Here is a 20,037-nt window from a genome sequence, read left to right as displayed (position 1 = left end):
AGGCAGCGGAGGCAGTGGAAGATCGAGGCAGTGGAGCCCGCACCCAGCCGTCTCAGGATCCGGCGATGACCTCCGCCGCCGCGCGTCCGCACACGCGGGCCGCGCCGTGGGTGGCGATGTGCAGGGCGCCGCGGGGCTCAGCCTGCGGGACGCCCATTTCGACCACGATCGTGTCCGGGCGGGCGTGCAGCAGGGTGTCGAGCGCCGTCGCCATCCAGGGGTGGCGGTGCTCGTCGCGGACCACGGCCACCACTCGGCGCTCACCGGCCGCTTCCAGGGCCGCTCGGCCCGCGTCCTCGCCGGTGTAGCTGCCCGTCTCCGTGCCGGGGAGCAGCCGGGCCAATTCCGCCGCCACGCCCCACGGTGTCTCGTCGCCGACCGCGATGTTCGTGACCGGGGTGAACGCGGCGACGTACGGCGGTTCGGTGAGGGGGGTGAACGCCCCCGCAGCGTCCGCTCCGGTCAGCTCCAGGGCGCGGCGGGCCGCGGCGAGGCCCACGTCCGTCCGCCGGGCGCCGTCGGTCACCGGTGCCGCGGCCGCCGTCCAGCGGGCCAGTTCGCGTACCCGTTCGGCGGCCTCCGCCAGTCGTTCCTCGGGAAGTTCGCCCGCGTGGACCGCCGCGACCAGGGCGTCCCGCAGGCGCCGTACCGTCTCGTCGTCCGACAGGCCGCCGCCCACGCAGATGGCGTCGGCGCCGGCCGCGATGGCGAGAACGCTGCCGCGTTCGATGCCGTAGGTGGCGGCGATGGCCTGCATCTCCATGCCATCGGTGACGATGAGGCCGGTGTAGCCCAGGTCGCCGCGGAGGAGGTCCGTCAGGACCGGGCGGGAGAGGGTCGCCGGGTGGTCGGGGTCCAGGGCGGGGATGAGGATGTGCGCGCTCATCACCGCCCGCGTGCCGGCGGCGATCGCCGCGCGGAACGGGGAGAGTTCGCGGTCCGCGAGGACCGAGGCGTCCGCGTCGATGCGGGGCAGGGCGTGGTGGGAGTCGACCGCCGTGTCGCCGTGGCCCGGGAAGTGCTTGGTGCAGGCGGCGACACCCGCCGACTGGAGGCCGGTGACGTAGGCCGCGGTGTGGCGGGCGACCAGGGCGGTGTCGGCGCCGAAGGAGCGGACACCGATGACCGGGTTCGAGGGGTTGGAGTTCACATCGGCCGACGGGGCCCAGTTGAGGTTCACCCCGCAGGCGGCCAGGCGGCGGCCGAGTTCGAAGGCCACCTCCCGGGTCAGCTCCACGTCGTCCACCGCACCCAGGGCGTGGTTGCCCGGGAAGGAGGAGCCGGTACGCACCTCCAGGCGGGTGACGTCGCCGCCCTCCTCGTCGATCGCGACGAGCACGTCGTCCCGCTCGGCACGCAACTGGGCCGTCAGGGCCGCCAGTTGCTCGGGCGAGGCGATGTTGCGGCCGAACAGGCCGACGGAGGCCAGGCCCTCGCCGAGGCGGCGCAGCAGCCAGTCGGGGGCGGTGGTGCCGGTGAAGCCCGGCTGAAGGACCGTCAGCGCGTCGCGCGTGAGCGTGTCTGTACCGCTGGCGAATGTCGTCATCGGGTGCGTTATCCCTTCACCGCGCCGGCCGTCAGGCCGCTGACAGCCCTGCGCTGCAGGAAGACGAAGAGGATCAGGATCGGAATGGCGAAGAGGGAGCTCGCCGCCATCGTGGCGCCCCAGTCGTTGCCGAAGGCGGTCTGGAAGCTGGACAGCCACAGTGGCAGCGTCTGCGCCTCCGCCTCCTTGTTCAGCACCAGGACCAGGGGGAATTCATTCCATGCGGTGATGAACCCGAAGAGCGAGGTGGACATCAGACCCGGTGCCAGCAGCGGCAGGATGACCTTGCGGAACGCCTGGGCGCGGCTGCAGCCGTCGACCATCGCGGCCTCCTCCAGCTCCCGGGGCACGGCGGCGACGAAACCGCGCAGCGTCAGGATGGTGAAGGGAAGGATCATCATCATGTAGAAGACCGTCAGCGGCACGAGGCTGTTCAGCATCGACGCGTCCCGCACGATCATGTACATCGCGATGATCATGACCTCCCAGGGCGCCATCTGGGCGAGCATGAAGCCGATGACGAAGCCGCGCCGCCCCTTGAACCGCATCCGCGCGAGGGCGAAGGAGCCCGCGAGCGCGACGACCAGGGCGAGACCGACCGCGCAGAGCGTGACGATCAGCGAGTTGGTGACGTACGTCCAGAAGTGGTCGACGCCGGTCGCCCGCTCGAAGTGCTCGAAGGTGATGTCGGTCGGGAACCAGACCGGGTTCTCCGAGATGATGTCGCCGGTCGGCTTGAAGGCCGTGGAGAACATCCAGTACACGGGGAAGACGAAGCCGATGAACAGGACGACGGCCGTGACGTTGGGCCACAGGCGGCCGAAGAGCGAGCGCTTCACAGCTCGTCCTCCTCTTGCTTGAGCACGATCCGCAGGTAGTAGGCGGTGAGGCCGAGCAGGATCAGGATGGTCAGGACCGCGATCGCCGCGCCCATGCCGTAGTGCTGGTTGCCGACGCCCTCGATGTAGGCGTAGACGGGCAGGATCTCGGTGAGCCGGTCGGGGCCGCCGCCGTTGATGGTGAAGACCTGCACGAACGCCTTGAAGACCCAGATGATCTCCAGGAAGGTCGTGGCGTAGAGGAACGGCCGCAGGAAGGGCATGGTCACCGTGGTGAAGCTCTTCCACCCGCCGGCCCCGTCGAGGGACGCGGCCTCGTAGAGCTCGCTCGGGATCGTGGTCGTGGCCGCGTAGAGGTTGATCGCGACGAACGGGATCGACTGCCAGACGATCAGGACCGTGACCACGAAGAAGGTCGACATCTGGCTGCTGGTCCAGCTGTAGTCGGCCATGGAGTGCCAACCGAGCTTGTCCAGGACCCAGTTGACGACGCCGAAGCGCTGTGCGAACAGCCACTGGTAGACGGTGGTCGCGGCGACCACGGGCATCGCCCAGGCCAGTACGAGCCCGACCATCAGCGTGACCCGCATCCGCTGGCCGAGGCGGGCGAGCAGCAGGCCGACCAGCGCGCCCGCGACCATGATCAGGACGACGTTGACCGCCGTGAACAGGATCGAGCGCAGGGTGACGCGCCAGAAGTCCTCGCCGGTGAGGACCTCCTTGTAGTTGTCGATGCCGTTCCACTCGGTGACGTGCTGGATCAGCTGCGCCATGTTGAGGTTCTGGAACGACAGCAGGACGTCCTTCAGCAGCGGCCAGCCGAGCAGCAGCACGGTGGCCGCGCAGGCCGGCAGCAGCAGGAGGTACGGGGTGAGCGCGCCGGCGCGGAACGCGGCTCGGGGCCGCGGTCGGGCGGGCCCGCTGTCATCCCTTTTGGTCACGTCCACCGGGCCGGAGGGCGGCCGTTCGGTCTGCACGGTCATGCTCGCGATCTCTCTTCTCGGCCTTCTCGGCCTCTCGACCTACGTACGTAGACCCGCGTGCGGTCGCCGGGGCAGGGGGCGTCATGCGCATCCCCCGCCCTGGCACCGGCGCCTTACTGCTGCCGCTACTGCTGCTGCGACAGGCGCTTGTTGAACTCGTCCTCGACCTGCTTGGCGGCCTCGGCCGGGGACTTACCGTTCAGCACGGCGGTCATGTACGTCTTGATCGGGTTGGGCGCGTTCTCCACGGCGGCCCACTCCGGGATCAGCGGCGTGGTGCCACCGCCCGCGGCGGCAGGCGCGGCGGCCTCGGCGACGACGTTGCCCTTGAGGTTGGTCTGCAGCGACTCCTTGTTCGGGATGACGCCGTTGAGCTTGGCCAGCTCGCCCTCGTACTGATCGGACAGGGCGATCTTCAGGAACTCCTTGGCGAGGTCCTGCTTCTGGCTGCCCGCGGCGACCGCGAGGTTGGAGCCGCCGAGGAAGACGCCCTCGGGCTTGTCGGCCGTGGCACCGGGGATGGTGAAGTAGCCGATCTCCTTCTCGATCTTCGGGTTGGCCTTGATCGCGATGCCGGCCTCCCAGCCCATGCCGATGAAGGCGCCGACGTTGCCCTTGCCGAAGACCTCGCCCTGCTGCGGGGTGGCCTCGTCCTTGTCCTTGGGGGCCTTGGAGAGAGCCTGGAACTTCTTGTACGTCTCCATGGCGGCGGCGATCTTCGGGTCGTCGAGGTTGGAGACGTACTTGTCGCCGTCCTTCTTGACCAGCTCGGCGCCCTCGCCGATGGTCAGGCCGACGAAGTGGTACCAGTTCTGGCCGGGCAGGTAGATGGGCTCGGCGTCGGTCTTCTCACCGATCTGCTTGAGGTCGGCGTAGAACTCGTCGCGGGTCTTGGGGGTGTCCTTGATGCCCGCCTCGGCCCAGACCTTCTTGTTGTAGAGGACGACGCGGTTGGCGAAGTACCACGGGGCGGCGTACTGCTTGCCGTCATAGATCGAGGACTCGTTGAGGGACGCGGTCCAGTCGGCGCCGATCTCGGTCTTGAGGTCGGCGAGGTCGGCGAGGCCGCCGGTCTTGGCGTAGGCCGGGGTCTGGGTGTTGCCGATCTCGAAGACGTCCGGCGGGTTCTCCTCGGACAGGGCGGTGGTCAGCTTTTGCTGGATGCCGTTCCACTGCTGGATCTCGAACTTGACCTTGGCCTTGGTCTTCTTCTCGAAGGCCGCGGCGACGTCCTTCTGCCACTGGTCCGGCGAGGAGCCGTCCATCACCCACACGGTGAGCGTCTGGCCCGCGTAGCCGTCCGCCCCGGCCTTGCCCCCACCGTCGCCGTTGTCGCCCCCGCACGCCGCCAGGGAGATCATCATGCCCGCGACACCGATCGCGGATATCAGCTTGCGCTTCACGCCACCCTCCTCAGGGATGCCCACACCTGCCCCGCCCACGGGCCGGGACCTGGACCAATGGTGTAGACCAGTAGGGGGAGCTTGGACCAGACCACGAAGCGTGTCAAGGGTGGCCGAATAGCCTCTGACCAGCCGTTATGGGACCTACATATGCAAGAACCTTTAAGTAAGAAGGCAGCGAAAACAGCGATGGCGGAGTACCCTCGTCTGCTAGACCACTCGGCGCTGTGGACTAGACCAAAAGAGGCGGCGACGGGTATACAGAAGGGATCACGAGGTGACCCTCCTCCGGAGCCGGGAAGGCAGGCCATGAGTACCGACGTCAGCAGTGCGGAGAACGAGGGTGGGGCAGGCGTTCGTACCGCGCGCGTGCCCAAGTACTACCGCCTGAAGAAGCACCTGCTCGACATGACGGAGACACAGTCGCCCGGCACACCGGTCCCGCCCGAGCGCACCCTCGCCGCCGAGTTCGACACCTCGCGCACGACCGTGCGCCAGGCCCTCCAGGAGCTGGTCGTCGAGGGGCGCCTGGAGCGCATCCAGGGCAAGGGCACGTTCGTCGCCAAGCCGAAGGTCTCCCAGGCGCTCCAACTCACCTCGTACACCGAGGACATGCGCGCCCAGGGCCTGGAGCCCACCTCACAGCTGCTGGACATCGGCTACATCACCGCCGACGACCGCCTCGCCGACCTGCTCGACATCACCGCCGGCGGCCGGGTGCTGCGCATCGAGCGGCTGCGCATGGCGAACGGCGAGCCGATGGCCATCGAGACGACCCACCTGAGCGCCAAGCGCTTCCCGGCCCTGCGCCGCTCCCTGGTCAAGTACACCTCCCTCTACACCGCGCTCGCCGAGGTCTACGACGTCCATCTCGCCGAGGCCGAGGAGACCATCGAGACCTCCCTGGCCACCCCGCGCGAGGCCGGCCTGCTCGGCACCGACGTGGGACTGCCGATGCTGATGCTGTCCCGCCACTCGCTGGACCGGGCCGGGCAGCCGGTGGAGTGGGTGCGGTCGGTGTACCGGGGGGACCGCTACAAGTTCGTGGCGAGGTTGAAGAGGCCTCAGGATTAGCCCACTTGCGGTAGCGCACGCGGCGTAGCGCTTCCCCCTTTTCCTGTTCTACGTTCCTCCCGTCGCCGCATGGACGGGAGGACTCCCCGATGCGTACCGCGAACGTCCGCACCACCACCGCCCGGCCCCCGGTCGCGCTCGTGAACGCACCGCGGCCGTACGGCTACCGTGCACACCAATCCTCCACATCCGATATGCGGACAGGGTCTTCCGCTGTAGTTGGACCGTCACCTACATTGCCCGGGCGTTTCACAGGTGATCAGTGAGGGGACGGAGCCGTCAGATGTCAGATGCCCCAGAGGTGAACAGAGGGGTGGTGACACCCGTGCGGGTCGTCATCGCACTCTGTCTCGTCGCGCCCTTCGTGGCGACGTTGTGGGTCGGTTCGTACGCCAAGACCGACCCGGAGTTCGCCGGCATCCCGTTCTTCTACTGGTACCAGATGCTGTGGGTCCTGATCTCCACGCTGCTGACGATGGTCGCGTACAAGCTGTGGCAGCGTGACCAGCGCGCCCGTGCCTCCGAGAAGGGCGGTGCGTCGGAATGAACGACGGCGTGAACGGCGTCGCGCTCGGCGTCTTCATCTTCTTCTTCCTGGCCGTGACGGTCATGGGCTTCCTGGCCGCGCGCTGGCGCAAGGCCGAGAACGAGCACAGCCTCGACGAATGGGGCCTGGGCGGCCGGTCGTTCGGCACCTGGGTGACCTGGTTCCTGCTCGGCGGCGACCTGTACACGGCGTACACCTTCGTGGCGGTCCCGGCGGCGATCTACGCGGCGGGCGCGGCCGGCTTCTTCGCGGTGCCGTACACGATCCTCGTCTACCCCCTGATCTTCACGTTCCTGCCCCGCCTGTGGTCGGTCTCCCACAAGCACGGCTATGTGACGACCTCGGACTTCGTGCGCGGACGCTTCGGCTCGAAGGGCCTGTCGCTGGCCGTGGCCGTCACCGGCCTCCTCGCGACCATGCCCTACATCGCGCTCCAGCTGGTCGGTATCCAGGCGGTGCTGGACGTGATGGGCGTCGGCGGCGGCGAGAACACCAACTGGTTCATCAAGGACCTCCCGCTCCTCATCGCCTTCGGTGTGCTGGCGGCGTACACCTACTCCTCGGGCCTGCGCGCCCCCGCGCTGATCGCGTTCGTCAAGGACACGCTGATCTACATCGTCATCGCGGTGGCGATCATCTACATCCCGATCAAGCTGGGCGGGTTCGACGAGATCTTCGCCGCGGCGGGCGACAAGTACACGGCGGCCGGCGCGGGCGGTCTGGTCCCGCCGGAAGCGGGCCAGTGGACGTACGCCACGCTGGCGCTGGGCTCCGCGCTCGCGCTGTTCATGTACCCGCACTCGATCACCGCGACGCTCTCCTCCCGGAGCCGTGAGGTGATCCGCCGCAACACCACGATCCTGCCGCTGTACTCGCTGATGCTGGGCCTGCTCGCCCTGCTGGGCTTCATGGCGATCGCGGCCGGAGTCAAGGCCGCCAACCCCCAGTTGGCGATCCCCCAGCTCTTCGAGGACATGTTCCCGTCCTGGTTCGCGGGCGTGGCCTTCGCGGCGATCGGCATCGGCGCCCTCGTCCCGGCCGCCATCATGTCCATCGCGGCGGCGAACCTCTTCACCCGCAACATCTACAAGGACTTCATCAAGCCGGACGCGACGCCCGCGCAGGAGACGAAGGTCTCCAAGCTGGTCTCGCTGCTGGTGAAGGTGGGCGCCCTGGTCTTCGTCCTCACCATGGACAAGACGGTCGCGATCAACTTCCAGCTGCTGGGCGGCATCTGGATCCTGCAGACCTTCCCGGCCCTGGTCGGCGGCCTGTTCACCCGGTGGTTCCACCGCTGGGCCCTGCTGGCCGGCTGGGCGGTCGGCATGATCTACGGCACGGTCGCCGCGTACGGTGTCGCCTCCCCGACCCAGAAGCACTTCGGCGGCTCGGCGAAGGAGATCCCCGGCATCGGCGAGATCGGGTACATCGGTCTGACGGCGTTCGTGCTGAACGTGGTGGTCACGGTGGTCCTGACCTTCGTCCTGAAGGCCGCGAAGGCCCCGGAGGGCATCGACGAGACCAAGCCGGAGGACTACACGGCGGACGCGGGCGACCCGGGCGTCCAGGTGGAACTGCCGCCGGCGACGGCGGGCTCGTCCCACTGAGTACCTGAACCCGGCATCGGCGGGCCGTCGGAGAAATCCGGCGGCCCGTTGTCATACCCGCCGGAGGCCTCAGGGGGCGCCTTGAAAGTCCGACACACCCCCTAGTCCCGCGTGCGCCTGGCCATCGCGCCCCAGAAATCGTCCAGTTCCCGCACCCGCATACTGACCCAGTGCGGCGTCTTCCTCCGCAACCCCCTGGGCAGCCACCGCCGCAACCGTCCCGGCAACAGGGCCTGCTGCTGGCGGCAGAACGGTTCCCTGATCTCCCCCCGCGGTACGCAACCCCGGGGCGGGTAGGGGCAGAGCTGGAACTTGCAGTCGGGCAGACAGGAGGCGCCCGGCGTGGGCGGGTCCGAGATGCCGGCCCGCAGGTCGGGGCGGAGCGGCCCGCGGTCGCTGCGGATGCACGGCGGAAGGGACATCCCCGGCTGCTCCGCGCGGGCCATCCGCTCCTCGACCTCGTCCGGGTGCCCGTCCCGTTCGACGAGGTTCAGCATCACCAGCACATCGGCGACGAGACGCTGGGCGCGGGCGTCAAGGGTGCTCCACCCGACCGACGGCGGGATCCACAGGCTGTGCTTGCGGTATCCCTCCGGGTGGCCGGTGCGCGCCCCGATGTTGTCGGCGACCCCCTTCTCGTCGATCCAGAGGAAGCGCTCCGGCTGCCCGGTCTCCAGCGCGAGCGCCACCAGGTCGCCCGCCTCGGCGACGAACGGATGCAGGGCCCGCCGGGGCGAGTCGCCGTTCGCATGGGCATGGCCAGCCGCCCTGTTCACCGTGCCGGCCATCGACAGCCAGCGCCCCACCGTCTGTACGGCGGTCGCGCCGCCCATCGCCTGGGCCGGCTCGCGCGCCCCGTCCCGGTCGTCCCGGACCGCCCCCGCCTCCTCGTCGTGCTCGTGGACGCGGCCACTGTCCGGAAGCTCCCACAGACACAACGCCTGGAGCAGGATGAGCTGCGAGTACCAGCACCGGGATTGCTGCAGCACGGTCTCCGCCTGGCGGATCAGGTCGGCACGACCGCCCGAGTAGGCCTGCGGATGCCGTATACGGCGGTTGGCCGCGTACTTGAAGCCCTGCGCCAGCGCGGCTTCGAGGGCGAGGGGCAGATCGGGGACGCCGCCCGTGGCCTTCGGGTCGAGGTGGCGCAGCCACTTGGTGAGGCGCTCCCGGGCCTCGTCACGGTGGGCCTCGTCGACCGATCCCAGCAGCATGGGGATCAGCCAGGCACGCATCACGAACTCCCGGAACAGATCGACCCGCTTTCTGCGGTAGTCCCGGTTGAGTGTCCGCCGGTCCTGCTGCAGGCGGGCGATGCGCTCGGACCGGGCGCGTGAAGGTGCGGCGGCCCGCGCCACGCCCATGCGCTCGGCCCATTCCTCGTACTCCTGCCGCTTCCAGGCCTTCAACGCCCCAAGCCTGTCGTCGTACTCCTTGATGGGGTCGCTGTACAGCCCGACCCGCCCGCGGATCACGGCGAACGCCGCGTTGCCGCCCGCGCCGAACTCCTGCGCCGCGGCCAGACGTATGGAGTAGGAGGGCTCCCGCACGGCGATCTCGAAGAGCTGTCCGTAGAGCGGGGTGGTGTCGATGCGGTCGGAGACGCCCCGCAGCGCGGCTCCGAGCTGCTTGAGCAGTCTCAGTTTCGCGTCGCTGAGGGTGCGCCGGTCGCCCTTGAAACCGGCCCAGCTCCCGCGCACCCGGTCCACGATGTCCCCGAGCATTCGCGGATCGTCCTCCGCGCTCTCGATCTCCACCGCGGCCACGTAGAGATCCAGGGCCTTCGGGTCGTCCGTACGGCGGTCCGCCGCCCTGCAGAGCCGGTACGCCAGGGTGTGCCCCCGCACGGGTGACTGACGGACTCGTTCCTCGATCTCCTTCTTCACCTCGGCGCGGACACCGCCACCGCGGCGACCCCTGAGCCTCGCCGCGCGTCGGCGGGACAGCAGCACCAGGGCGATGAGCAGTTCACGACTGGGCCCGGGCGGCTGCAGCGCCTGCTCGACGAGCTCTCCGGCGCCCCGTTCGCCAAGGTGGTTCAGGACGCGGTAGCCGTAGTAGGCCTGGATGATGCTGTGCGGGAAGCGGACTCTGCGCTCGAAGCCCTCCACCAGGGAGAGCTTGTCCGCGTTCCTCACGAAGCGGGCGAGGGCGGCACGGCACTGGTCCAAGTTCCCCTCGCGCAGCCGCCTTCTCTCCTCCTCGCCGAGCCGCTCGCACAGCGCGTCCCAGATCTGCTGCCGGTGCCACTCCGTGAAGACGTTCCCGCGCCTGCCGTACCGGTCGAAGGCGCGCCGACTGGCCCACACATGTGCGGCCCTGACCTGCGCGCGCCGCGCCGCGCCGGGGTGGACGTCGGTGTCCAGCAGTTCCCCGAAGCCGACCTCCAGCTTGTCCTGGAGGAGGCCGATGCAGGCCAGGGCCGAGACCACCTCGAGGGTGTCCCGGCGCTCCTGCGGGGTGAGCGCGACGTCCTCGCGCAGCCGGCCCTGGCACACCGCGTGGTCCCACGTCTCCAGCAGCCACAGCCGCAGCGTGCCGCGGTCCGGGCTGCGGGTGTTCATACGCTGCGGATCGGTGTCCGGCCGGTCGTTCTCCAGCGCTCCGTGGCGGTGCAGTTCCCGGGCGATCTGGAGGTAGACGGGTGACTCGGTCACCTCTGCCGTCTCCACGATCCAGTCCACGCGGCGCTCGTCCGTCTCCGGGACATGTGCCCGGACGAAGCGCAGGGCCTCCTCCTCGCTGAGCGGTTCCAGCTCCACGATCGCCGCCGAGGTTCTCTCCAGGGGGCTGTGCGGTCGTGAGGCGATGACCAGGGGCAGCTTCTCCTCGTGGGCGCGCTCGATGGCCCGCCGGATGATGTTGTCGCGGTTCTGCTGGTGGCCGTCGCCCTGGAGTGCCTCCTCCAGGCCGTCGGCGATGACGACCGGCTTGTCGTCGGCGAGCAGTTGCTGCCAGACCCGCTCGGTCTTGCTGCGGGCGAGGATGCCCCTGGGCGCCTCGTCGGTGAAACGGCGCCGGGCCATGCGCTCGAAGTTCAGTTCGGTTCCGTCGGTCGCGTCCCGCAGCCGGATCGGTACGGGCACGGCGTTCTGCTGGGCCAGCAGTTCGGTGAGCCGGACCAGGACGGCGGTCTTGCCCACACCGACGCCACCGACCAGCAGATACGGCCGACGCGTGTCGCGTTCCCGCAGCCGTTCGGCGAGCACCTGGGCGATCTCCTCCCGGCCCACGATCTCTGCGGTGTCCGGTCCGGCGGTGGGCACCAGGCGGCGGGGATCGAGCCGCGCCTTCGCGAGATAGCGCCGCTTGGTCCAGCGGTACCACCAGAACAGGAAGAGCGTGGCGGCGATCGACGCGGTGAGCACCGGGCCGACGAAGCGCATGACGGTCTCGAACCCCTGGTTGTTCTTCCGCCACCGCTCGAAGCCGGTCGTCTCCTGCGAGAACAGGATGTACAGGCCCTCCACGCACCAGGCGAGCAGCGCGAGTGCGGCCACCAGCCAGATGGCCCGGGTGACGTTGGTGTAGGAGACCCATCTGCGCCACTTCTTGGGGCGGGTGGTGCCGCGGCGCGCCTCCAGACGGATCGTCAGCGCGTGCCACTGGCCCACGAACACGCGCCTGGCCCAGCTGCCCGCACGTCTCGGGGCCAGCGTCGCCATCGGCGCGTTGCGCGGCCGCTCCTTGCCGGGCGGGCGGCGGACGACCCTCGTCATCGTGCGTCTCCTTCCGAGAAGGCTCTCGAAACGGAGGGACCGCGGGCGCCGACACCTACCTCCATGGAAGCACTCGCGGAACGCCCCGCAACCCGGCGGCTCCCCGCGGCTCCCGACGGCTCCCGGCGAAAAGCCCGGGCCCGCCGTCGCACCCGTCCGGCACACTCGCCCGCATGGACTTCGCGATCCGGCAGGCGACCCCCGACGAGTTCGACCCCCTCGGCGAGATCACCGCCCGGGCCTACCTCCAGGACGGCCTCCTGGACTTCGGCGAGAGCGACGAATACCTCGGCGAACTGCGGGATGTGGCCAAGCGGGCGGCCGCCGCCGAGGTGCTGGTGGCCGTCGAGAGGGGCCGGCTGCTGGGCGGCGTGACCTTCGTGCCGCGCGGCGGCCCCATGGCCGACATAGCCCGCTCCGGCGAGGCCGAGATCCGGATGCTCGCCGTCGACCACGCGGCACGCGGACGAGGCGTCGGCGAAGCCCTCGTACGCGCCTGCATCGATCGCGCACGGACCACGGAAGCCTGCGTCCGCATCGTCCTGTCGACCCAGCGCACCATGTACAGCGCCCACCGCATCTACGAACGTCTGGGCTTCGCCCGCACACCCGAGCGGGACTGGAACCCGGTCCCGCACCTCGCCGACATCACTCTGATCACCTATGAGTTGACGCTCTGAAACCACCGCGACACAACATCTGGGGGTGACACGGCAGCCCGGCACAAGATGTATGCTCATGCTCGCTGTCGCCGCAGGGGAATCCGGTGCGAATCCGGAACTGTCCCGCAACGGTGTACTTGTGCATGTCTGTTCCCGGAACCGCCTTGCGCAGGAGTCAGTCCGAGGACCTGCCGACAGCGCGCCCGGCCACCCGGCCGGCGCGCCTGACGTCCGGGCCTCGTGGAGTGGGCCGGTGGACGCGACGCCGCGTGCGCTCGTGTGCTGCCCCCTGCCCTCCGCCGGGCCCCCGTGCCGAGCGAGGGAGAGCCCCACGTGACCATCGCGCCAGCAGACCCGGCTTCAGCCGTTCCGCCCGTCCGCAGCGTCCCGTCCGACGAGGACACTCCGGGCACCGCCTTGCTGCGGACCCTGACCGAGCTGACCGCCGACCTCCCCGACGCCGACCCCGGCCGGGTCGCCGCCGCCGCGCTGCGCGGCCGTTCCGCCTTCGCGGACGAGCAGGAGCTGCGCGAGCTGGCCACCGAGGCGGCGGCCGGCCTCATCTCCGAGGACCCCGCCTACAGCAGGCTGGCCGCCCGGCTGCTGACCGTCTCCATCGCCGCCGAGGCCGCCTCGCAGGGCGTCACGTCCTTCACCGAGTCGGTCGCGGTCGGGCACCGTGAGGGGCTCATCGCCGACCGGACGGCCGACTTCGCGCGCCTGCACGCCGCCCGCCTCGACGGCCTCGTCGACACCGGCGCCGACGACCGCTTCGGCTACTTCGGCCTGCGCACCCTGCACAGCCGGTACCTGCTCCGGCACCCCATCACCCGCAAGGTGATCGAGACGCCCCAGCACTTCATGCTGCGCGTCGCCGCGGGTCTCGCCGAGGACGACACCATCCGGTCGGTGGACGAAGTCGCCGCGCTCTACGGGCTCATGAGCCGCCTCGACTACCTCCCCTCCTCCCCCACCCTCTTCAACTCCGGCACCCGCCACCCCCAGATGTCGTCCTGCTACCTCCTGGACTCCCCCAAGGACGAGCTGGACTCCATCTACGACCGCTACCACCAGGTCGCCCGCCTCTCGAAGCACGCCGGCGGCATCGGCCTGTCGTACTCCCGTATCCGCTCCCGGGGTTCACTGATCCGCGGAACCAACGGGCACTCCAACGGCATCGTCCCGTTCCTGAAGACCCTCGACGCCTCGGTCGCCGCCGTGAACCAGGGCGGCCGGCGCAAGGGTGCGGCCGCGGTCTACCTGGAGACCTGGCACTCCGACATCGAGGAGTTCCTGGAGCTGCGCGACAACACCGGGGAGGACGCCCGGCGTACGCACAACCTGAACCTCGCGCACTGGATCCCGGACGAGTTCATGCGCCGGGTCAACGCCGACGAGCCGTGGAGCCTCTTCTCCCCGTCGGACGTACCCGAGCTGGTCGACCTGTGGGGCGAGGAGTTCGACGCGGCCTACCGCGCGGCTGAACAAAAGGGGCTCGCCAAGAAGACCATCCCGGCCCGTGACCTGTACGGCCGCATGATGCGCACCCTCGCACAGACCGGCAACGGCTGGATGACCTTCAAGGACGCCGCCAACCGCACCGCCAACCAGACCGCCCTGCCGGGCCATGTCGTCCACTCCTCCAACCTCTGCACGGAGATCCTGGAGGTCACGGACGACGGGGAGACGGCCGTCTGCAACCTGGGGTCCGTCAACCTCGGCGCGTTCGTCGACACGGCGACGGGCGACATCGACTGGGAGCGGCTGGACGCCACCGTCCGTACGGCCGTCACCTTCCTCGACCGCGTCGTCGACATCAACTTCTACCCGACCGAGCAGGCGGGCCGGTCGAACGCCAAGTGGCGGCCGGTGGGGCTCGGCGCGATGGGCCTGCAGGACGTCTTCTTCAAGCTGCGGCTGCCGTTCGACTCGGCCGAGGCCCGAGCCCTCTCCACCCGCATCGCCGAGCGCGTCATGCTCGCCGCCTACGAGGCCTCCGCCGACCTCGCCGAGCGCAACGGCCCGCTGCCCGCCTGGGAGAAGACCCGTACGGCCAAGGGTGTCCTGCACCCCGACCACTACGGCGTCGAGCTGACCTGGCCGGAGCGCTGGGCGGCACTGCGCGGCCGTATCGCCTCGACCGGCCTGCGCAACTCCCTGCTCCTCGCCATCGCCCCCACCGCCACCATCGCGTCCATCGCCGGCGTCTACGAGTGCATCGAGCCGCAGGTCTCCAACCTGTTCAAGCGCGAGACGCTCTCCGGCGAGTTCCTCCAGGTGAACTCCTACCTGGTCAACGACCTGAAGGAGCTGGGCGTCTGGGACGCCCGCACCCGTGAGGCGCTGCGCGACTCGAACGGCTCGGTGCAGGACTTCGCCTGGATCCCCGCGGACGTACGGGCCCTGTACCGCACGGCGTGGGAGATCCCGCAGCGCGGTCTGATCGACATGGCCGCCGCCCGGACGCCGTTCCTGGACCAGTCCCAGTCGCTGAACCTGTTCCTGGAGACGCCGACCATCGGCAAGCTCTCCTCGATGTACGCGTACGCCTGGAAGCAGGGCCTGAAGACGACGTACTACCTGCGCTCGCGCCCGGCGACCCGCATCGCCCGCGCCGCACAGGCCACCATCCCCGTACAGCAGCCGGCGCCCGAAGACGCCGTCGCCTGCTCCCTGGAAAACCCCGAGTCCTGCGAGGCCTGCCAGTAATGACCACCCCCACGACCACCCGTCACGCCAATCTCCTCGACCCGGGCTTCGAGCTGACCCTGCGCCCCATGCGCTACCCGGACTTCTACGAGCGCTACCGGGACGCCATCAAGAACACCTGGACCGTCGAGGAGGTCGACCTCCACTCGGACGTCGCCGACCTGGCGAAGCTGTCCGAGGGCGAGCAGCACATGATCGGCCGGCTGGTCGCGTTCTTCGCGACGGGCGACTCGATCGTGGCGAACAACCTGGTGCTGACCCTGTACAAGCACATCAACTCCCCGGAGGCGCGCCTGTATCTGTCGCGCCAGCTCTTCGAGGAGGCCGTGCACGTCCAGTTCTACCTGACGCTGCTGGACACCTATCTGCCCGACCCGGAGGACAGGGCGGCGGCCTTCGACGCCGTCGAGAGCATCCCGTCCATCCGCGAGAAGGCCGAGTTCTGCTTCAAGTGGATCAACGAGGTCGAGAAGCTGGAGAGCCTGCAGACCAAGGCCGACCGGCGTCGCTTCCTTCTCAACCTGATCTGCTTCGCGGCGTGCATCGAGGGCTTGTTCTTCTACGGCGCCTTCGCCTACGTCTACTGGTTCCGCAGCCGGGGCCTGCTGCACGGCCTGGCCACCGGCACCAACTGGGTGTTCCGCGACGAGACGATGCACATGAGCTTCGCCTTCGACGTGGTCGACACCGTCCGCAAGGAGGAGCCGGAGCTCTTCGACGACGAGCTTCAGCAGCAGGTCACCGACATGCTGAGGGAGGCCGTCGAGGCCGAGCTGCAGTTCGCGCGCGACCTGTGTGGTGACGGCCTCCCGGGCATGAACACCGACTCGATGCGGCAGTACCTGGAGTGTGTCGCCGATCAGCGTCTGACGCGGCTCGGCTTCGCCCCGGTGTACGGCTCCGAGAACCCCTTCTCCTTCATGGAGCTGCAGGGGGTTCAGGAGCTCACCAACTTCTTCGAGCGGCGTCCCTCGGCGTACCAGGTGGCGGTGGAGGGCACCGTCGACCTGGACGAGGACTTCTGAGCCTCCGCCTTGTCGCGTTCCTGGGCCTCCCTGATCTGACGGTCGATGCGCCGGTCGTGCACGATCCCGATCACTGACGGGAGGACCAGGAGGACGAACATGCCGAGCACGACGACCATGGCGAGCAGTGTCTGAGTCTGTTCTGCAGTCATGACACCACTGTCGCGCCGGACACTCCTTACGAACAGTGGCAGGACTGCCGCACACCCTCGATTTACTGCCACGTCCGAGGCACACTGGCAGCATGCTGAAGAACGTCGCCGCCGTCCTCCTCGACGGTGTACATCTCTTTGAAATGGGCGTCGTCTGCGAGGTGTTCGGCATCGACCGCAGCGACGAAGGGCTCCCCACCTACGATTTCGCGGTCGTCTCGGCCGAAGGGCCGACCCTGGGCACGCATGTCGGCGGGCTCACCGTCTCCACGCCGTACGGTTTGGAGCGGCTGGACGAGGCCGACCTGATCACCGTCCCGGCCGGCAGCGAGTACGTCACCCGCGACTATCCGCCCGAGCTGCTGGACGCCCTGGTCAGGGCCGTGGAGCGGGGCGCGCGGGTGCTCAGCGTGTGCTCCGGCGCCTTCGTGCTGGGCGCGGCCGGGCTGCTGGACGGGCGGCGGTGCAGTGTGCACTGGCGGCACGCCGAGGAGCTGTCCCTACGGCATCCGCGGGCCATCGTCGAACCCGATGTGCTGTACGTCGACGAAGGGCCCGTGATCACCAGCGCGGGCACCGCGGCCGGCATCGACGCCTGTCTGCACATCGTGCGGCAGGAGCAGGGGCCCGAGGTCGCCAACAAGATCGCCCGGCGCATGGTGGTCCCGCCGCACCGGGACGGCGGTCAGGCCCAGTACATCGAGCGCCCGCTGCCCCGCTCCCAGTGCGACACGGTCGGCGAGGTGCTGGCGTGGATGGAGCGGCACCTCGACGAGGAACTCACCGTCGAGCAGCTCGCCGAGCGCGCGCTCATGTCCCCGCGCACCTTCGCCCGCCGCTTCCAGCAGGAGACCGGCACGACTCCCTACCGCTGGATCCTGCGCCAACGGGTACTGCTGGCACAGGAGTTGCTGGAAGCGACGGACGAGACGGTGGACGCGATCGCCGGTCGAACGGGATTCGGCACGGCAGCCGCACTGCGCCATCAGTTCGTACGGACCCTGGGGACGACCCCGAACGCCTATCGAAGGACGTTCCAGGGACCGAACGCCGCGTAGGCCTGCCCCGATGGCTAGGGGGTGTTTCGAAAGTCCCGCTAGTCCCTCGGCACCGGTCGCAGCAGCAGCTTCTGCGGGCGGAGGGTGATGCCCACCCGGGTCGCGTCGTTCGAACCGGACACCTGCTCGAAGCGGTACTTGGCGGACAGCGCCGCCGTGATCAGGGTCAGCTGCGCCATCGAGAAGTGGTCGCTCGGGCACTTGCGGTTGCCCACGCTGAACGGACTCATGGCGTACTTCGGCACGTCCTTGACGCGGTCCGGCAGCCAGCGGTCGGGGTCGAAGTCGAGGTTGCCGGCATACGACTTCGCGTCGCGCTGGATCGCGTAGGGGCTGTAGATGATGTCGGCCCCGGCCGGAATGCGATAGCCGCCAAGTGACGTATCGGTCACCGCCCGTCGCGTCAGAATCCAGACCGCGGGGCGCAAACGCATCGCCTCCACGACGACATTGTTCGTGTGCCTGAGGCTGCGGACGTCCTGGAATGCCACGGGCCGCCCGCCGGTGACGGATTCGACCTCCGCGCACACCTTGTCGGCGTGTTCCGGATGTTCCGCGAGCACATGCAGCAGCCACATGATGGTGGACGCCACGGTTTCGCTGCCCGGGGTGACTATCGCGACGACCTGGTCGTGGATCTCCTGTTCCCCGATGGGCTCGCCATTCTCGTCCTTTGCCTCCAGCAAGGCCGTCAGCAAATCGTCCGGCCTTTGACCAGATGCCCGGCGTTCGGCGACGATCTCGTCGACCAGGAGATGCAAATCGGCCAGGGCCCGGTTGAATTCGCGGTTGGGCGGCAGAGGCAGCTTGTACAGCGGCCCGAGCGGGATCACCATCCGCCGGTACATGCCCCGGAAGACGGTGGCGAGCGCATTGCACAGCCGCTCGGCCCGCTCGTCCATGTAGTCGCCGCGCAGCAGACAGCGGGCGGCGATGCGCACCGCGATCCGGAAGGACTCGGAGGTGCAGTCGATGGTCTCGCCGGGCTGCCAGCGCTCGGTCAGCGCATGCGCCTCCTCCTCCATGATCGGCCCGTACGCGGGGATCGCGTCGAGCCGGAAGGCGGGCTGGATGGTGCGCCGCTGGCGCCGGTGCCGGGGGCCGTTCGCCGTGGCCACGCCCTCCCTGCCGAGCAGGCCTTCCAGGGACTCCCACAGCGGCCCGTCGATCTTGAAGTCGGTGCTCAGCGCCAGGGCGCCGGTGAGGTCGGGGGTGGTGACGGCGTACACCGTCTTGGGACCGAGCTTGAGGCGTACGACGTCGCCGTGGTCCCGGAGGGCGGCCATGAAGGCCAGCGGATCTCGGGCCAGCTTCCAGCCGTGGCCGAGAAGTGGAACTCCTCCGCCCGCGAGGGGCGGCTCACGCAGTTCCGAAGCCACACGGGGTTCGGCTTCGGGGCGGACGGACTCGACGGTCATTTCTCACCTGCCGTTTCGTTGTTGACGTACGGGGGCGTGGACCGGTCGTCCCAGCTGTCGACCATGTACCGGCCGGACTCGTGGTGGAACCAGTAGACGGAGCTGAACCAGTTGCGCATATTGCAGAGACAGGCGCGTACGGCGGCGCTGAGTTCCTTTCCCCACACCGTGCCGTCGGCCAGCGAGTCGGCGAATTCCAGGGCGTCCCGCTCGGCCACGAGGAAATCGGATATGCATTCCTCGACCCGTTGCCTGACGTCCGTCACCGCCTCTTCCAGGGTCAGCCCCTTGTCTTTGATGAGGCTGATTCCGAGATTATGGACCTCGTCGCCCGCGATTTCCTTGGGGAGTGAGCAGAGGTCGTTGTACCAGGCGGCGAATTCCTGACTCAGTAACGCCGCCCGCCGATATGCCGGATGTTTCCGCACGGGGTCCGGAAGTTCCAGCCCCGCGGTCGGCTCCAGCAGATCGGTCCAGATCCAGTGCGCGAAGGTGAGCCGCCGCAGGGCGAGGTATTCCTCGACCGTGGGAATGTATCCCTCGGTGCGATTGTGGAATTCCCGGTCGTATGCCTCGATCACCGCGTGGAAGTGCCGGGCGAACCGGGCGTTCCAGGTGCGGGGCAGGAACGAGTACAGCCGCACCATGCTGTCCGCGAACCCCGCGACCAGCGCGTCCTCGTGGTGCAGGTGCTCCTCGGGGGAGTCGAGGGCCGCGTGCAGCCGGAACCTCAGCCGCCGCCAGGCCGCCGGGCGGCGGTGGACGATGTCACGGTCGTGCCGGTCGTCCCAGACGAAGAACCACGCGCTGTAGTCCGCAATCGCCTGGAGCACCTCCTCGGGGGCGCCAATGTAGTACCCCGCCATGAGGTCGGTGTAGCACAGGCCGTCGGCATATTCCTCGACCTTGTCGGCCGGCATCAGCCGCTTTTCCAGCAGCCAGGTACGGGTCTTCTCCTGGAGCCGGGGCCAATACGGATGGAGTTGCCTGGGAAACGCTGATTCGATCACCGGGAGAGAGAGCGATGGTGGTACCGGAACCGCCGTCGGTGTCGATGTGGTGCTGTGTGAGAAAGCATGCACGAACAAACCCCTCTCAGCCGCCAGTTGTCCAGTTGTGCACGCCCCCTCCCGCTGTACCGGGCGTGCGCCGTTGCGTATCCCCGCACTTCTATTCAGCACCACAACTGACCGATCTGGGAACGGATTTGCTTCATTCACTACCCCACGGTGCCGAGAACCTCCCCCTATGTGACTGGATCTGGATCACCAGTTGCCTGTATGGGATCGAACGTA

15 protein-coding genes and 1 riboswitch are annotated in these 20,037 nt (G+C 68.9%); of the genes, 7 read left to right on the top strand and 8 right to left on the bottom strand.

Going from position 1 to position 20,037, the window contains the following annotated elements; genetic code table 11:
- Positions 1-52 precede the first annotated feature (52 nt).
- The 4 genes from ABIE67_RS30850 to ABIE67_RS30835 form a co-directional block, all read right to left on the bottom strand.
- Entirely contained in the window at positions 53-1,546 is a 1,494-nt protein-coding gene (locus ABIE67_RS30850; protein ID WP_370264654.1) for a glycoside hydrolase family 3 protein, read from the bottom strand.
- Positions 1,547-1,554: 8 nt separating this feature from the next.
- Complete coding sequence (locus tag ABIE67_RS30845; protein ID WP_370264653.1) at positions 1,555-2,385, bottom strand: carbohydrate ABC transporter permease; 831 nt, start codon at positions 2,383-2,385, stop codon at positions 1,555-1,557.
- Complete coding sequence (locus ABIE67_RS30840) at positions 2,382-3,368, bottom strand: carbohydrate ABC transporter permease (protein ID WP_370264652.1); 987 nt, start codon at positions 3,366-3,368, stop codon at positions 2,382-2,384. Before ABIE67_RS30840 ends, ABIE67_RS30845 begins: the two co-directional genes overlap by 4 nt.
- A 125-nt stretch (positions 3,369-3,493) precedes the next feature.
- The gene (locus tag ABIE67_RS30835) at positions 3,494-4,771 is read right to left on the bottom strand and encodes an extracellular solute-binding protein (protein WP_370264651.1); all 1,278 of its coding nucleotides are present in this window, start codon (positions 4,769-4,771) and stop codon (positions 3,494-3,496) included.
- Between the two features lie 309 nt (positions 4,772-5,080).
- Between ABIE67_RS30835 and ABIE67_RS30830 the strand changes: the two genes are divergently transcribed.
- From ABIE67_RS30830 to mctP, 3 genes are all read left to right on the top strand, one after another.
- Positions 5,081-5,845 carry a GntR family transcriptional regulator gene (locus tag ABIE67_RS30830; RefSeq protein WP_370264650.1) on the top strand — a complete coding sequence of 255 codons (765 nt, stop codon included), beginning with the start codon at positions 5,081-5,083 and terminating at the stop codon, positions 5,843-5,845.
- A gap of 283 nt (positions 5,846-6,128) precedes the next feature.
- Positions 6,129-6,392 carry a DUF3311 domain-containing protein gene (locus ABIE67_RS30825; protein ID WP_370264649.1) on the top strand — a complete coding sequence of 88 codons (264 nt, stop codon included), beginning with the start codon at positions 6,129-6,131 and terminating at the stop codon, positions 6,390-6,392.
- Positions 6,389-7,999 (top strand): monocarboxylate uptake permease MctP, encoded by a 1,611-nt coding sequence (mctP, locus tag ABIE67_RS30820; protein WP_370264648.1) that lies wholly within the window; start codon positions 6,389-6,391, stop codon positions 7,997-7,999. The genes ABIE67_RS30825 and mctP overlap by 4 nt, the downstream gene beginning before the upstream one ends.
- A 101-nt stretch (positions 8,000-8,100) precedes the next feature.
- Here the strand turns inward: mctP and ABIE67_RS30815 are convergent, their stop codons facing one another.
- The gene (locus ABIE67_RS30815; protein WP_370264647.1) at positions 8,101-11,718 is read right to left on the bottom strand and encodes an NACHT domain-containing protein; all 3,618 of its coding nucleotides are present in this window, start codon (positions 11,716-11,718) and stop codon (positions 8,101-8,103) included.
- A gap of 173 nt (positions 11,719-11,891) precedes the next feature.
- Between ABIE67_RS30815 and ABIE67_RS30810 the strand changes: the two genes are divergently transcribed.
- From ABIE67_RS30810 to ABIE67_RS30800, 3 genes are all read left to right on the top strand, one after another.
- On the top strand, positions 11,892-12,398 hold the full coding sequence (locus tag ABIE67_RS30810; RefSeq protein ID WP_370264646.1) for a GNAT family N-acetyltransferase: 507 nt from the start codon (positions 11,892-11,894) through the stop codon (positions 12,396-12,398).
- A gap of 17 nt (positions 12,399-12,415) precedes the next feature.
- A riboswitch (cobalamin riboswitch) is annotated at positions 12,416-12,591 on the top strand.
- Between the two features lie 122 nt (positions 12,592-12,713).
- Positions 12,714-15,089 carry a ribonucleoside-diphosphate reductase subunit alpha gene (locus tag ABIE67_RS30805; protein WP_370264645.1) on the top strand — a complete coding sequence of 792 codons (2,376 nt, stop codon included), beginning with the start codon at positions 12,714-12,716 and terminating at the stop codon, positions 15,087-15,089.
- Positions 15,089-16,114, top strand: a complete 1,026-nt coding sequence (locus tag ABIE67_RS30800) for a ribonucleotide-diphosphate reductase subunit beta (protein ID WP_370264644.1) — start codon at positions 15,089-15,091, stop codon at positions 16,112-16,114. Before ABIE67_RS30805 ends, ABIE67_RS30800 begins: the two co-directional genes overlap by 1 nt.
- Here the strand turns inward: ABIE67_RS30800 and ABIE67_RS30795 are convergent.
- Positions 16,027-16,266, bottom strand: coding sequence for a hypothetical protein (locus tag ABIE67_RS30795; RefSeq protein ID WP_370264643.1), 240 nt, complete (start codon positions 16,264-16,266; stop codon positions 16,027-16,029). The genes ABIE67_RS30800 and ABIE67_RS30795 overlap by 88 nt on opposite strands.
- 92 nt (positions 16,267-16,358) lie before the next feature.
- Here ABIE67_RS30795 and ABIE67_RS30790 point away from each other — a divergent pair, with 92 nt between their 5' ends.
- Positions 16,359-17,324, top strand: a complete 966-nt coding sequence (locus ABIE67_RS30790) for a helix-turn-helix domain-containing protein (protein ID WP_370264642.1) — start codon at positions 16,359-16,361, stop codon at positions 17,322-17,324.
- A gap of 38 nt (positions 17,325-17,362) precedes the next feature.
- Here ABIE67_RS30790 and ABIE67_RS30785 read toward each other — a convergent pair whose 3' ends face one another.
- Positions 17,363-18,742, bottom strand: a complete 1,380-nt coding sequence (locus tag ABIE67_RS30785; RefSeq protein WP_370264641.1) for a cytochrome P450 — start codon at positions 18,740-18,742, stop codon at positions 17,363-17,365.
- Positions 18,739-19,824 (bottom strand): epi-isozizaene synthase, encoded by a 1,086-nt coding sequence (cyc1, locus tag ABIE67_RS30780; RefSeq protein ID WP_370264640.1) that lies wholly within the window; start codon positions 19,822-19,824, stop codon positions 18,739-18,741. The genes ABIE67_RS30785 and cyc1 overlap by 4 nt, the downstream gene beginning before the upstream one ends.
- Between the last annotated feature and the right edge of the window lie 213 nt (positions 19,825-20,037).

It is taken from the genome of Streptomyces sp. V4I8 (assembly GCF_041261225.1).
Lineage (GTDB): Bacteria > Actinomycetota > Actinomycetes > Streptomycetales > Streptomycetaceae > Streptomyces.
Note: the sequence above shows the minus strand (reverse complement) of the source record. Positions and strands in the feature narration are given on the sequence as shown.